Source organism: Pseudomonas fluorescens (genome assembly GCF_902497785.1).
Taxonomy (GTDB): Bacteria; Pseudomonadota; Gammaproteobacteria; order Pseudomonadales; family Pseudomonadaceae; genus Aquipseudomonas; species Aquipseudomonas fluorescens_BO.
The window spans coordinates 416,834-430,886 of the sequence record NZ_CABVHK010000003.1 but is presented as its reverse complement, the minus strand read 5'-3'; the positions used below and the strand labels follow the sequence as shown (position 1 = coordinate 430,886).

Annotated in this window: 13 protein-coding genes; 2 read left to right on the top strand and 11 right to left on the bottom strand. The window is 59.6% G+C overall.

Translation table 11 applies throughout. The annotated features are described in order from the left end of the window. Positions 1–44: 44 nt before the first annotated feature. The 4 genes from F8N62_RS07020 to F8N62_RS07005 are packed head-to-tail and all read right to left on the bottom strand — an operon-like array spanning position 45 to position 3,495. Positions 45–1,202 carry a betaine/proline/choline family ABC transporter ATP-binding protein gene (locus tag F8N62_RS07020; protein ID WP_150710259.1) on the bottom strand — a complete coding sequence of 386 codons (1,158 nt, stop codon included), beginning with the start codon at positions 1,200–1,202 and terminating at the stop codon, positions 45–47. Continuing rightward, complete coding sequence (locus tag F8N62_RS07015) at positions 1,199–1,852, bottom strand: ABC transporter permease (protein WP_007942812.1); 654 nt, start codon at positions 1,850–1,852, stop codon at positions 1,199–1,201. Before F8N62_RS07015 ends, F8N62_RS07020 begins: the two co-directional genes overlap by 4 nt. A 12-nt stretch (positions 1,853–1,864) precedes the next feature. Then, a complete protein-coding gene (locus tag F8N62_RS07010) occupies positions 1,865–2,758 on the bottom strand; it encodes a glycine betaine ABC transporter substrate-binding protein (protein WP_150710258.1) in 894 nt (297 codons plus the stop codon). Between the two features lie 20 nt (positions 2,759–2,778). Beyond that, on the bottom strand, positions 2,779–3,495 hold the full coding sequence (locus tag F8N62_RS07005; RefSeq protein ID WP_150710257.1) for an ABC transporter permease: 717 nt from the start codon (positions 3,493–3,495) through the stop codon (positions 2,779–2,781). 544 nt (positions 3,496–4,039) lie between these two features. Here F8N62_RS07005 and F8N62_RS06995 point away from each other — a divergent pair. Then, complete coding sequence (locus F8N62_RS06995; RefSeq protein WP_150710255.1) at positions 4,040–5,623, top strand: peptide chain release factor 3; 1,584 nt, start codon at positions 4,040–4,042, stop codon at positions 5,621–5,623. A 213-nt stretch (positions 5,624–5,836) separates the two neighbouring features. On the opposite strand, the gene F8N62_RS06990 is transcribed toward F8N62_RS06995, so the two are convergent. Next, entirely contained in the window at positions 5,837–6,181 is a 345-nt protein-coding gene (locus tag F8N62_RS06990; RefSeq protein WP_150710254.1) for a DUF4440 domain-containing protein, read from the bottom strand. A 304-nt stretch (positions 6,182–6,485) separates the two neighbouring features. On the opposite strand from F8N62_RS06990, the gene F8N62_RS06985 reads away from it, so the two are divergent. Further along, positions 6,486–6,737 (top strand): hypothetical protein, encoded by a 252-nt coding sequence (locus F8N62_RS06985; RefSeq protein WP_150710253.1) that lies wholly within the window; start codon positions 6,486–6,488, stop codon positions 6,735–6,737. Positions 6,738–6,923: 186 nt separating this feature from the next. Here F8N62_RS06985 and F8N62_RS06980 read toward each other — a convergent pair whose 3' ends face one another. The 6 genes from F8N62_RS06980 to F8N62_RS06955 all read right to left on the bottom strand — a co-directional run bounded on the left by F8N62_RS06980 (position 6,924) and on the right by F8N62_RS06955 (position 13,961). Next, positions 6,924–7,904: a peptide ABC transporter ATP-binding protein gene (locus F8N62_RS06980; protein WP_150710252.1), complete on the bottom strand. Its 981-nt coding sequence runs from the start codon at positions 7,902–7,904 to the stop codon at positions 6,924–6,926. Further along, positions 7,904–8,872, bottom strand: coding sequence for an ABC transporter ATP-binding protein (locus tag F8N62_RS06975; protein ID WP_150710251.1), 969 nt, complete (start codon positions 8,870–8,872; stop codon positions 7,904–7,906). Before F8N62_RS06975 ends, F8N62_RS06980 begins: the two co-directional genes overlap by 1 nt. 10 nt (positions 8,873–8,882) lie before the next feature. Then, a complete protein-coding gene (locus tag F8N62_RS06970; RefSeq protein WP_150710250.1) occupies positions 8,883–9,794 on the bottom strand; it encodes an ABC transporter permease subunit in 912 nt (303 codons plus the stop codon). Between the two features lie 10 nt (positions 9,795–9,804). Continuing rightward, positions 9,805–10,815 carry an ABC transporter permease subunit gene (locus F8N62_RS06965; RefSeq protein WP_150710249.1) on the bottom strand — a complete coding sequence of 337 codons (1,011 nt, stop codon included), beginning with the start codon at positions 10,813–10,815 and terminating at the stop codon, positions 9,805–9,807. 74 nt (positions 10,816–10,889) lie between these two features. Beyond that, positions 10,890–12,485 carry an ABC transporter substrate-binding protein gene (locus tag F8N62_RS06960; protein WP_150710248.1) on the bottom strand — a complete coding sequence of 532 codons (1,596 nt, stop codon included), beginning with the start codon at positions 12,483–12,485 and terminating at the stop codon, positions 10,890–10,892. 78 nt (positions 12,486–12,563) lie between these two features. Next, positions 12,564–13,961, bottom strand: a complete 1,398-nt coding sequence (locus F8N62_RS06955; RefSeq protein ID WP_150710247.1) for an OprD family porin — start codon at positions 13,959–13,961, stop codon at positions 12,564–12,566. Positions 13,962–14,053: the final 92 nt, after the last annotated feature.

The following is a 14,053-nucleotide window of genomic DNA, read 5'->3' as shown; positions in this document are numbered from 1 at the left end:
CGGGGATAAATCCCCTCACCACAGGTTTTTCCAAGCCTCTGAACTCAGGCCAATGCTGTTTCGGCAGGCGAAACAATGCTGGTCTTGCCGCCTCGGGACTTGCCGGAGCTCAAATACTCGGCAATCGATTCCTGCGTCACCTCCCCGAGGAATACCCGCTCGGCATCCATCACCGGCAACCACGAGCGATTGAACTCGTACATCCGCGACAACAGAATGCGCAAATGCTCGTCGTACGCCGCCGTGGCGTTGAACTCGCGCAGGTATTGCACGCAGGTGCCGGTCTGACGGAGCAAGTCGCGACGTCGTACATAACCGAGGGCCTTGTTCTCGGCATCGGTAACCACCACGTAACGGCGGTCATGCTCATCCATCAACTCCATGGCCTCGGCCACCGGGGTTTCCGGGCTGACGGACGGCGCGTTGTCCGCCGCGTCTTCGGCCTTCACCAGCAACAGACGCTTGAGCGTGCTGTCCTGGCCAACGAAGTTGCTGACAAAGTCGTCCGCCGGGTGCGCCAGCAGGGTGTCCGGGTGATCGATCTGCAACAGCTTGCCGGCACGGAAGATCGCGATCTTGTCGCCCAGCTTGATGGCTTCGTCGATGTCGTGGCTGACCATGATCACGGTCTTGTTCAGCGCGCGCTGCATCTCGAAGAATTCGTTCTGGATCATCTCGCGGTTGATCGGGTCGACCGCGCCGAACGGCTCATCCATCAACAGCAACGGCGCATCTGCCGCCAGGGCACGAATCACGCCGATCCGCTGTTGCTGGCCGCCGGACAGTTCACGCGGGTAGCGCGTCAGGTACTGCTTGGGCTCAAGCTTGATCATGCTCATCAACTCGCGGGCGCGGTCGTGGCATTTCTGTTTATCCCAGCCCAGCAGGCGCGGAACGATGGTGATGTTTTCCTCGATGGTCATGTTCGGGAACAGACCGATCTGCTGGATCACATAACCGATGTTGCGCCGCAGGGTCACTTCGTCGAGGTCGGTGGTGTCTTCGCCGTTGATCAGAATTTTGCCCGAGGTCGGTTTGATCAGGCGGTTGATCATTTTCAGCGTGGTGCTTTTGCCGCAACCCGATGGCCCGAGGAACACACAGATTTCGCCTTCGTTGACGGTCAGGCTGACCGAGTCCACGGCTTTCACGTCTTTGCCGTTGCTTTGGAAGGTCTTGCTGAGGTTTTGAAGTTCGATCATTTCAGGAGTCCTTTTGGAGTCAGCGTGCGTTGCAGCCATTGCAGAAGCAGGTCGGCGAAGATGGCCAGGAGACTGACCAGCACGGCGCCGACGATCAGCATCGACATGTCGCTGCGGCTGATGGAAGCGAGAATGAGTACACCGAGGCCACCGGCGCCGATGGTCGCGGCGATGGTCATGACACCAATGTTCATGACCACGGCGGTGCGCACGCCGGCGAGGATCACCGGCACGGCGATTGGCAGTTCGACCATGCGCAGGCGCTGGCCGAAGGTCATGCCGATGCCGCGTGCGGCTTCGCGAATGCCCGGTTCGACGCCGGTCAGCGCGAGGTAGGTATTACGCATGATCGGCAGCAGCGAATAGAGAAACACTGCAGTGATGGCCGGCATCGGGCCGAGGCCCTGGCCGAATTTCGAGTAGAACGGCAGCAGCAGGCCGAACAGGGCAATCGACGGCACGGTCAGCAGCACCGTGGCGCTGGCCTGCAACGGGCCGGCGAGGGTCGGAAAGCGCGTCATCAAAATGCCGAGCGGCACGCCGACCAGAATCGCCAGCGTCACGGCGATGCCGACCAGCGTGATGTGCTGCCACGTCAGGTGCAGCACCAGCGGCCAGTCGAGATGGGAAAAGGCGTTGAGAAATTCCATGACTTTTCCTCCTTAGTTGATTGGGTGTTGGCGCAGGAAATCGGCGGCAACCGATGAAGGGCTTTCGTGATCGACATCCACCCGCGCATTCAGCGCACGCATGGTTTCGTCATCGAACAATTCGGCCAGTGGCTTGATCTCTTCTGCCAGTTGCGGATGGGCATCGAGGTAAACCTGACGCACCACTGGCGCGGCGGTGTAGTCCGGGAAGTAGTGCTTGTCGTCTTCGAGCAACTTGAGCTTGAAGGCGTTGAGGCGACCGTCGGTGGTGTAGACCAGACCGGCAAACACCTGACCGTTGCGCAGGGCGGTGTAGACCAGCCCGGCGTCCATCTGACGGATGTTTTTGCGGGTCAGGTTCATCCCGTAAAGGTCGACCATGCCGTCCAGGCCGTCGGAACGGTTGGCGAACTCGGTGTCCAGCGCGACCAGGTGATTGGTCTTTTTCTCAGCCTTCAGCACCGTGTTCAGCTCGCTGATGGTGTTGATCTGCGGGTAGGCCTTCGCGGTTTTTTCCGGCAGGGCCAGTGCGTAGGTGTTGCTGAACTTCGACGGGGTCAGCCAGATCAGGCCTTTTTTCGCGTCGAGTTCTTTCACCTTGGCGTAGGACTGAGCGCTGTCGAGCTTTTCGGTGACATGGTTGTAAGCCACCAGCGACACGCCGGTGTATTCCCACATCAAGTCCAGCTGCCCGCTTTCCTGGGCGCTGCGAGCAAGGTTGCTGCCCAGACCGCCGGTCACTTGCGTGTCGTAACCCTTGGTGCGCAGGTATTGGGCAGTGATTTCAGCGAGCAGGGTTTGTTCAGTGAACACCCGGGCGCCGATGCGGATCACCGGTTTTTCAGCGGCTTGGGCAAATCCTGCGAACAGCAGGACGCAGCCGAGTAACAAGCTAACGTTTTTCATAAAAATTCCTTTGCCGAGGCTTAAGACGGGCGCAAGCCGCGTTCGAGCCAGAGGCGGCTGGTGAGTGTCACCAGGCCGTCGAGCAGCAAGGCCAGCAGGGCGGTGCAGGCCGCACCGAGTAGCAGTTGCGGCTGATTGTTCAGGGCGATGCCGGGGAAAATCAGGCTGCCCAAACTGTTGGCACCAATCAGGAACGCTAGCGGTGCGGTCCCGACGTTGATCGCCAATGCCACGCGCACACCACCGATGATGATCGGCACGGCGTTCGGCAGTTCGACTCGCCACAACACTTGAGCCGGTGTCATGCCGATGCCGACGGCGGCTTCCTTGAGTGACCCCTGAACGTTTTTCAGGCCTTCATAGGTGTTGCGCACGATCGGCAACAGCGAGGCGAGGAACAGGGCGAAAATCGCCGGGCCGCTGCCGATGCCGAGGATGCCCAAGGCGATCGCGAGCACGGCCAGAGGCGGCACGGTGTTGCCGATGTTGAAGATTTGCATGAAGCGTTCAGCGCGGCCAACCATGGTCGGGCGGCTGAGAAGGATGCCGGCGGGGATGCCCACAACGAGGGCGGCCAGCATGGACGCGAGGACGAGAATCAAATGAGCTTGCAGGTAAAACAACAAATCGTCGCGGTAATGTTCGATCGTGTTGATGCCGATCCAGTGGACCAGCAAGGCCAGAAGGGCGACGACAACCGCACCTCCTATCAGCCCTTTGCCATAGCGAATAGCCACAGGCAGACTCCTTTTTCTTTGTCGGCGAACGCAGTCCCGTGTGGCATGCCATTCCTGGCTGCCGGACATCAACGTTCGCGAGAAGCAGCTCATGCCGAGCGCCTTTCCCTGTAGGAGCGAGCTTGCTCGCGAAGAAGGTTCAGACAACGCGTACATTCAGGTACCCAGCGTTATCGTTGACGTCCATCGCGAGCAAGCTCGCTCCTACAGGGGGGGAGGCGTACGGCTTGCGAGCCATAAGCGCAGCCTCGTCAGGCTAACTTGCAGATTTTTCAAACCCTGCTACGAGAGCTGTAACAGGGGAGTGGACGCCTCCACCTTTTAAAAGGTTCCATATTTCTCGGCATATAGCCACCCTTGATGTCCGACCACGTCCCTGTAGGAGCCGGCTTGCTGGCGATGGGCGCGCCTCGGTCTGCCAGATACACCGAAGTGATGCCATCGCCAGCAAGCCGGCTCCTACGAAGGGCCGAGCGGTGGCTCGGAGGGATCGGTTTGCGCTATACTCGCCGCCCTTTTTTGAATCACCGCCAGGCGATTTCCCATGACCAAACAGGCCGCCGAAGTCGCGAAACGCCGCACTTTCGCCATTATTTCCCACCCCGATGCCGGTAAAACCACCATCACCGAGAAGCTCCTGCTGATGGGCAAGGCGATTGCGGTTGCCGGCACGGTCAAGTCGCGCAAGTCCGACCGCCATGCCACGTCCGACTGGATGGAAATGGAAAAGCAGCGGGGTATCTCGATTACCACGTCGGTCATGCAGTTTCCGTATCGCGAACACATGATCAACCTGCTCGACACCCCGGGCCACGAAGACTTCTCCGAGGATACCTACCGCACCCTGACGGCGGTGGACTCGGCCTTGATGGTCCTCGACGGCGGTAAAGGTGTCGAGCCACGCACCATCGCGCTGATGGACGTTTGCCGTCTGCGTGACACGCCGATTGTCAGCTTTATCAACAAACTCGACCGCGACATCCGCGACCCGATCGAACTGCTCGACGAGATCGAAGCGGTGTTGAAGATCAAGGCTGCGCCGATCACCTGGCCGATCGGTTGCTACCGCGACTTCAAGGGCGTTTATCACCTCGCCGACGACTACATCATTGTCTACACCGCCGGTCACGGCCACGAGCGCACTGATGTGAAAATCATCGAGAAGCTCGATTCCGACGAAGCCCGGGCGCATTTGGGTGACGAGTACGACCGCTTTGTGGATCAACTGGAGCTGGTGCAGGGCGCTTGCCACGAATTCAATCAACAGGAATTCCTCGACGGTCAACTGACCCCGGTGTTCTTCGGGACTGCATTGGGCAACTTCGGTGTCGATCACGTGCTCGACGCCGTGGTCAACTGGGCGCCGAAACCGCTGGCCCGCGTGGCCAACGAGCGCACCGTGGAGCCGGTTGAAGAGAAATTCGCCGGTTTCGTGTTCAAGATCCAGGCGAACATGGACCCGAAACACCGCGACCGTATCGCCTTCATGCGTATCTGCTCCGGCAAATACGAGAAGGGCATGAAGATGCGCCACGTGCGCACCGGCAAAGACGTGCGGATCGGCGACGCGCTGACGTTCTTCTCCTCCGAGCGTGAGCAACTGGAAGAAGCGTTTGCCGGCGACATCATCGGCCTGCACAACCACGGCACCATCCAGATCGGCGACACCTTCACCGAAGGCGAAGTCCTCGGCTTCACCGGCATCCCGCACTTCGCCCCGGAACTGTTCCGCCGCGTGCGCCTGCGTGACCCGCTGAAATCCAAGCAACTGCGCCAAGGCTTGCAGCAATTGGCGGAAGAGGGCGCGACCCAGGTGTTCTTCCCCGAGCGCAGCAACGACATCATCCTTGGCGCCGTCGGTGTGCTGCAGTTCGATGTGGTCGCCAGCCGCTTGAAAGAGGAATACAAGGTTGAATGCTCCTATGAGCCGATCACCGTGTACTCCGCGCGCTGGATCGATTGCAGCGATAAGAAGAAGCTCGAAGAGTTCCGCGTCAAAGCCGTGGAAAACCTCGCCATCGACGGCGGCGGTCACCTGACCTACCTGGCCCCGACCCGGGTTAACCTGGCGCTGATGGAAGAGCGCTGGCCAGACGTGAAATTCCGTGCGACGCGTGAGCATCACTAAGCGCTGAGCTGCAAAACCAAAACCCCGGTCGCGAAAGCACCGGGGTTTTTTGTTGGTTACACGCCGACTCAGGCACTTCGATGTCCCTCCTGAACCGGCTGATCCTGTGGCGAGGGAGCTTGCTCCCGCTGGCTCGCGAAGCGAGCCCGCTTTACCTTTACGGTACGGGCCTGCTGCGCAGTCCAGCGGGAGCAAGCTCCCTCGCCACAGCAGTCAGTGAGGCACAAATGTTCCTTGGTGGAAAACCATCTGCCATTGCTCTTCCTGCCTGCGCCAGATGGAACTGCGCATGCTGTGGCTGGCGTCGGTGTGACATTGATAGGTCACTAACGCGCTGTGTGCTGAGAGTGGCTTAACTGTGAAATCGCTGATAGTGCGATGGATGAAAAGCTCGTCCGGCAATCGCTCGATCAGGTCAGTTTTGGTCCATATGCCGCCGCTGGCGCCGAACTCGAGGAAGTCGTCGGCGATCAGGCGTGAGATTTCCCCGGCGTCGAGTCGCGTTGACCGCGACAGGAGGCACTGTTCGAGTTCTAGCAGTGTTTGAGACAGATCCATGTCGGTACCCCTGTTTTGTAATGTTACGCATAACCCTGTGTGCGAGCCTGCTCGCTAAGGCGGTGTGTCAGCCAACATTGCGGTGATTGACACTCCATCGCGAGCAGGCTCGCTCCCACAGGGTGGGATCTTTTTCAGCCGTGAAATAACCATTTGCCATAATCCTTATGTCCAACCGTTCTTCCCGCCGATGGCATTTCACGCGCATCGTTAGGATCCTATTTGGAGTATCCGGCCTATCGGACTGGATTCAATCGGTACCGTCAGGCTTTGAAGTATCACCTGTGAAAGGATGGATGCGGCGATGAGCATTTTTCAGCGTGTTTTGTTGTTGTTTAAGGTTTTGGTTCTGCTGTCTTTCGGCATGACTGCCGCGTGGGCGGAGTGCCCGGATCATGATGAACAGGCGTCGAGCGGGCAGGTGACGCACTCGGGGCTGATGATTGCCGCGTCGGAGTCGGAGCCTGGTGATCAAGGACAGGGCGGTAGCGCGGGCGATGACGACTCGACCACCGAGGATCCCGATGCCGATGTTGATGAAAATGAAGGGGCTTGAGTAGCAGGTAAAAAAACCTCTTCTTCCTCGGATGATGCGTACTTGAGACAGATGAGGTTGGGAAACAGTCCACATATCCTGTGGGAGCGGGCTTGCCCGCGATGGCGGCGTGTCAGTGACGGTAATGTCGATTGATTTGACGCTATCGCGGGCAAGCCCGCTCCCACAGGGTTTTTTGTTTACCCGTTACGCTGCGCCGTCGAGGAATTGCTCGGCGTAGTGACAAGCCACCTGGCGGCTGTCGAGCAGGCGCAGGGCCGGTTCTTCAGTGCTGCAGCGCTCGGTCGCGTACGGGCAGCGCTTGTGGAAAGCGCAGCCGGACGGCGGGTTCAGCGGATTTGGCAACTCGCCGACAATCTTGATTTTCGGCTTGTTCGGGTCCGGGTGAATGGTCGGGGTGGCCGACAGCAGCGCCTGGGTGTAGGGGTGCAGCGGGCGTTCGTAGATGGCGTTTTTCGGGCCCATTTCCACCGGGCGGCCGAGGTACATCACCATCACGTCATCGGCGACGTGTTGCACCACCGCCAGGTTGTGCGAGATGAACACGTAAGCGGTGTTGAATTCCTGCTGCAAATCCATGAACAGGTTCAGCACCTGCGCCTGAATCGATACGTCCAGCGCCGACGTCGGCTCATCCGCCACCAGCACTTTCGGTTGCAGCATCATGGCGCGGGCGAGGGCGATGCGCTGGCGCTGACCGCCGGAGAACATGTGCGGATAGCGCTGATAATGCTCAGGGCGCAAACCCACCTGCTTCATCATCGCCTGAACTTTCTCGCGGCGTTCCGCAGCGCTGAGGCTGGTGTTGATCAGCAGCGGTTCGGCCAACTGATCACCGACTTTCTGCCGTGGATTCAACGAGGCATACGGGCTTTGGAACACCATCTGCACGTCTTTGCGCAATTGCTTGCGTTGCGACTTGTCGGCGCCGGCGACTTCCTGTCCGGCGATTTTCAACGAGCCGGAAGACGGCTCTTCAATCAGCGTCAGGGCGCGGGCCAGGGTGGATTTGCCGCAACCCGATTCGCCGACGACGGCGAGGGTCTTGCCGGCTTCCAGTTCGAACGACACACCGTTGAGGGCGCGCACAGTCGCGTGGCCCTTGAACAGGCCGCGGGACACTTCGTAGTGACGGGTGAGGTCGCGGGCGGTAAGTACGACGGCCATTACGCCACCTCCTGATTCAGCGGGTAGAAGCAGCGGGCGAGGCTGTTGCTTTTCGGGTCAAGGGCCGGACGCTGGGTGCGGCAATTCTCTTGCACATACGGGCAGCGTGGCGACAGCAGGCAACCTTGCGGCCGGTCATAACGACCGGGAACGATACCCGGCAGCGTGGCCAGACGCGTGGCGCCGAGGCTGTGTTCCGGAATCGCCTTGAGCAGCGCTTCGCTGTAAGGGTGCGCCGGGATGTCGAACAACTGCGGCACCTGACCGACCTCGACCGCCTGGCCTGCGTACATCACGCACACGCGCTGAGCGGTTTCGGCCACGACCGCGAGGTCGTGAGTGATCAGCACCAGGCCCATGTTCTGCTCTTTCTGCAACGCCAGCAGCAGGTCCATGATCTGCGCCTGAATCGTCACGTCGAGTGCGGTGGTCGGTTCGTCGGCGATCAGCAGTTTCGGCTCGCCGGCAATCGCCATGGCAATCGCAACACGCTGGCTCATACCGCCGGAGAGTTGATGCGGGTAGGCGTCCATTCGGCTGGCGGCGCCCGGGATCTCAACTTTTTCCAGCAGCTCGATGGCCCGTTTGCGCGCTTGCTTGCCCGACATTTTCAGGTGCAGGCGCAGCACTTCTTCGATCTGGAAACCGACGGTGTAGCTTGGGTTCAGCGCGGTCATCGGGTCCTGGAAGACCATGGCCAGGTCTTTACCGACGATCTGCCGACGCTGACGACTGCTGAGCTTGAGCATGTTCTTGCCGTCGAAATTCAGCGCGTCAGCGGTGACGATCCCCGGGTGCTCGATCAGGCCCATCAGCGCCATCATGGTCACGGATTTACCCGAACCCGACTCGCCAACGATGGCCAGTACTTCGCCCTTGTCCACGGAAATGTCGAGGCCGTCGACCACCGGAACGGCGTTCTTGTCGCCGAAGCGAACGTTGAGATTCTTGATTTCTAACAGTGACATTTGAATCTCCTCAGGCGGCGTTCTTGAGTTTCGGGTCCAGCGCATCGCGCAGGCCGTCGCCCATCAAGTTGATTGCCAGCACGCTGAGCAAAATGGTCAAACCAGGCAGACTGACTACCCACCAGGCGCGTTCGATGTAGTCGCGAGCCGAAGCCAGCATGGTGCCCCACTCAGGGGTTGGCGGTTGAACGCCAAGACCGAGGAAGCCCAGTGCCGCGGCATCGAGAATCGCCGAGGAGAAACTCAAGGTCGCCTGCACGATCAGCGGCGCCATGCAGTTGGGCAGCACGGTGATGAACATCAGGCGCGGCAGGGTCGCACCGGCCAGGCGCGCAGCGGTCACGTAGTCGCGGTTCAGCTCGCCCATCACCGCAGCGCGGGTCAGACGAACATAGGACGGCAGGGACACCACGGCGATAGCGATCACGGTGTTGATCAGGCCAGGGCCGAGGATGGCGACAATCGCCACGGCCAGCAGCAGCGAGGGCAGGGCCAGCATGATGTCCATCAGACGCATGATGGTCGGGCCGAGCAGGCGCGGGAAGAACCCGGCGAACAGACCCAGCAGGATGCCCGGAATCAGCGACATCACCACCGACGACAAGCCGATCAGCAGCGACAGGCGCGAACCCTGGATCAGGCGCGACAGCAGGTCGCGGCCCAGTTCATCGGTGCCGAGCAGGAACTGGATTTGCCCGCCTTCCAGCCAGGCGGGCGGGGTCAGCAGGAAGTCACGGTATTGCTCGCTCGGGTTATGAGGCGCGACCCATGGGGCGAAGATCGCGCAGAACACGATCAGGATCATGAACATCAGGCCGGCGACCGCGCCTTTGTTACGGGAAAACGCGTGCCAGAATTCTTTGTACGGGGACGGGTACAGCAGGCTTTGATCGACTGCTACCGCTGGAATTGGGGTGGTCATGGTCATGATCTCAGCGCTGGTGACGGATGCGTGGGTTAGCGAAGCCGTAGAGGATGTCCACCACGAAGTTCACCAGAATCACCAGGCAGGCGATTAACAGGATGCCGTTTTGCACCACGGGATAATCCCGTGCGCCAATGGCTTCGATCAGCCATTTGCCGATGCCGGGCCAGGAGAAGATGGTTTCGGTCAGGACCGCACCGGCGAGCAATGTGCCGACTTGCAGGCCGACCACGGTCAGCACCGGAATCAGCGCGTTGCGCAGGCCGTGCACGAACACCACGCGCGACGGCGACAGGCCTTTGGCGCGGGCAGTGCGGATGTAATCTTCACGCAGCACTTCGAGCATCGAGGATCGGGTCATCCGCGCAATCACCGCCAGCGGGATGGTGCCGAGCACGATGGCCGGCAGGATCAGGTGATGCAGGGCATCGAGGAACGCGCCAGGCTCGTCGGCCAGCAGCGTATCGATGAGCATGAAACCGGTGCGCGGCTCGATGTCATAGAGCAGGTCGATCCGCCCGGACACCGGGGTCCAGCCCAGGGACACCGAGAAGAACATGATCAGGATCAGGCCCCACCAGAAAATCGGCATCGAATAACCCGCGAGGGAGATGCCCATCACCCCATGGTCGAACAGGGATCCTCGCTTGAGTGCCGCGATCACCCCGGCCAGCAGGCCAAGGATGCCGGCGAACAACAGCGCGGCCATGGACAGTTCCAAGGTGGCCGGAAACAGCGAAGAGAATTCGCTCCAGACGCTTTCCCGGGTGCGCAGGGATTCGCCAAGATCGCCGTGGGCCAGTTTGCCAATGTAATCCAGGTATTGGGCATACAGCGGTTTGTTCAGACCTAGGCGTTCCATTGCCTGAGCATGCATTTCGGGGTCGACTCGACGTTCGCCCATCATTACTTCAACGGGATCGCCTGGGATCATGCGAATCAACGCGAAAGTCAGCAAGGTGATGCCGAAGAACGTGGGGATCAACAACCCCAATCGGCGGGCAATAAAACTAAACATCGTGTGGTGTACCTCATCAGCCGGTTAGGCGTGCCTGGTGTCCCTGGGGTCAGGGACACCGGGAGTTTTCTTATCTACTTCACCTGAGTGGTGGCGAAGTTATTAGTGGTGAGGGGGCTAATGTGATAGCCCTCTACGTTGTTGCGCATTGCGGTGAACATTCTAGTGTGTGCGATGCTGATCCACGGTTGATCCTGGTTAAAAATAACCTGGGCCTGTTCGTACAAGGCTGCACGTTCAGCCGGATCGACTTTGGCGCGAGCCTGATCGAGCAGGGTCTGGAACTTGTCGTTGCACCAGCGCGCATAGTTTTCGCCGTTCTTGGCGGCTTCGCAACTGAGCATAGGCGTCAGGAAGTTATCCGGGTCACCGTTATCGCCCGCCCATCCGGCAGACACCATATCGTGTTCGCCGTTCTTCGCGCGTTTAAGCATCTCGCCCCATTCCATGACGCGAATGTCGATTTTGATCCCGACCTTGGCCAGATCGGCCTGCATCATTTGCGCGCCCAGCATCGGGTTCGGGTTGGTTGCGCCGCCGCCGTTGCGGGTGAACAGGGTAAACACGGTGCCTTCCGGTACGCCGGCTTCTTTCAACAGGGCGCGGGCCTTGTCGAGGTCGCGAGGCGGGTTCTTCAGGCTGTGGTTGTAGCCCAGCAAAGTGTCCGGGTAGGGGTTGACCGCTACCGTCGCATTGCCTTTGCCAAACAACGCGTTGACCGCCGCTTCCTTGTCGAAAGCGATGTCGATGGCCTTGCGCACGCGCACGTCACTCAAATATTTGTGCGTGGTGTTGAGGGCGATGTAGGCGACGGTCATCGCGTTCATTTCATCGACTTTCAGGTTGGCGTCTTTCTTGATGCTCGGGATGTCATCCGGTTTCGGGTACAGCGCGACCTGGCACTCGTTGGCCTTGAGCTTTTGCAGGCGCACGTTGTTGTCGGTGGCGATGGCCAGGATCAGCGCCTCAGCCGGTGGCTTGCCACGGAAATAGTCCGGGTTGGCCTTGAAGCGAACCTGGGCGTCCTTGTTGTAACGCTGGAAAACGAACGGGCCGGTGCCGACGGGTTTGTTGTTCAGGTCGCCGGTCTTGTTCGCCTTGAGCAACTGGTCGGCGTATTCGGCGGAGTAGATCGAGGAGAACGCCATGGCGATGTCGGCCAGGAACGGCGCTTCGCGACGGGTCAGGGTGAACTTGACCGTGTTGTCGTCGACTTTCTCTACGCTTTTCAGCAGTTCCTTGAAGCCCATGCTTTCAAAGTACGGGAAGCCCACGCTCGACAGTTTGTGCCACGGGTGATTCGGGTCCAGCTGGCGCTGGAAGCTCCAGACCACATCGTCGGCGTTCATGTCGCGGGTCGGCTTGAAATAGTCGGTGGTGTGAAACTTGACGCCTTTACGCAGGTGGAACGTGTAAGTCAGCCCGTCCTCACTGATGTCCCAGGAGTCGGCCAGCGCCGGAATCACGTCCGTGGTGCCGGGCTTGAAATCCGCCAGACGGTTGAAGATGGTTTCGGCCACCGCATCGGCTGTGACTGCAGTGGTGTACTGGACCATGTCGAAGCCTTCGGGGCTGGCTTCGGTGCAAACCACCAGGGGTTTGGCCGAGACGCCAACCGCGACACTCAGCAACGCGGCCGCGATGGCCGCACGTAGGGGAAGCATTTTCATCAAGAACCCTCTGCAATCGGTTAAAAGACAAAAGCCGAACGGCCGATTCATCGCTGAATCAGCCGTTTGGCAGGTGCATCACAGAATGTTGAACGGGATGGTGGTGACCAGACGGAACTCGTTGATGCTGCCATCAGACTGGTTTTCGCTGGCACGGTGAGTGGTGTAGGTTGCGCGGATAGCGGTAGCTTTCAGTGGGCCGCTTTGTACCGCGTAACTGGCACCGATGCCGTATTCATAGTGGTGTTCGCCGTCCTGTTCCTGGACGCCGTCGTAGCCTTTACCCTCTACGCCGCCATTGCCGGTGTAGTGAGTACCATCGATACCCCAGCCGCGAGCCTGATAGATGTTGAACTTCAGGCCAGGCACGCCGTATTCGGCCATGTTCAGACCGTAGGCGATCTGGAAGGATTTTTCGTTCGGGCCGTTGAAGTCCGACAGCAGGGAGTTGGCCAGGTAGATGCCGTTGGTTTCGTGCAGGTAGTCGAAGTACTCGTTACCGTTCACTTCCTGGTACGAGAACGTCAGGCTGTGGGCCTGGTGGGTCAGGCCGAACGACAGCGAGTAGGTATCGTTGTCGATGTCGCCGATCAGCGCTTTGCCTTCTTCCTGGGTTTTGTAGTAGTTCAGGCCGGTGGTCAGGCTCAGTACCTGGCTGTCGCCCAATACGTGACTGGCGCCGAAGTAGTACTGGTTCCAGAAATCTTCGGCCTGGGTCGCCCAGAGGTTGGTGGTCAGGCTGGAGAATGGGGTGTAGGTGATGCCGCCGGTGTAGATGTGATCGGACTCTACGCTGCGGTCGCCGTATTCGGAGCGGAATTTCTGCTGACTTTGTTCCATACGTGGGGACACGCGGTCAAAGGTCGCGAAATCGAACGTCAGGTTTTCCAATTCACCGATGTTCAGGCTCAGGCCCTGGAAGCTCGAAGGCAGCGCACGGTTGCCGATCGTATCGACTTGCGGGCTGCTATAGCTCTGGCGGCCGGCCGTCAGGGTGCTGTTGGAGACGCGAGCCTTGACGTTCGCCAGACCGAGTTTGCTCCACTGATCTACCGCATCACCGTTGGAGTGGGCCAAGGTGCGATTGGAACCGCGCTTGATATCTTCACGGCTACGGTCCAGCGCGATCGCGTTGTACGCGGCGACTTCAGTGCTGAGTCCCACGGTACCTTGGGTGAACCCGGAATTGTATTTCAGGATGGTGCCCTGAACCCAGTTGATGCGGCGCGTGCCGGTCAGTTCTTCCCCGTGGCGCTCGTACGTGTAGGTGCCGCCGCGCTGTTTGTCTTCATTCGCATACCAGTTACGTGTCGTGCCGGTAATCGATTGGCCTTCGACGAAACCGGTGGCTTCGCTTTGAGCGCTCTTTTCCTTGACGGTCACCGGGGTAATAGCCTGGCTTTGGGTTTCTGCGTACGCCGTAGCGGTGACGCTGCTGATGGCCAGGGCCAATAAGGCGGTGCTGCTCAGTTTCATGGGTGAAGCTCCTTGGGGTTTCTTTTTATTGATGCCGGTCTTTTTTGGTGATCCGGCTATTGGTTTTTCAACTCGTTGCAAGCATCGCAAAC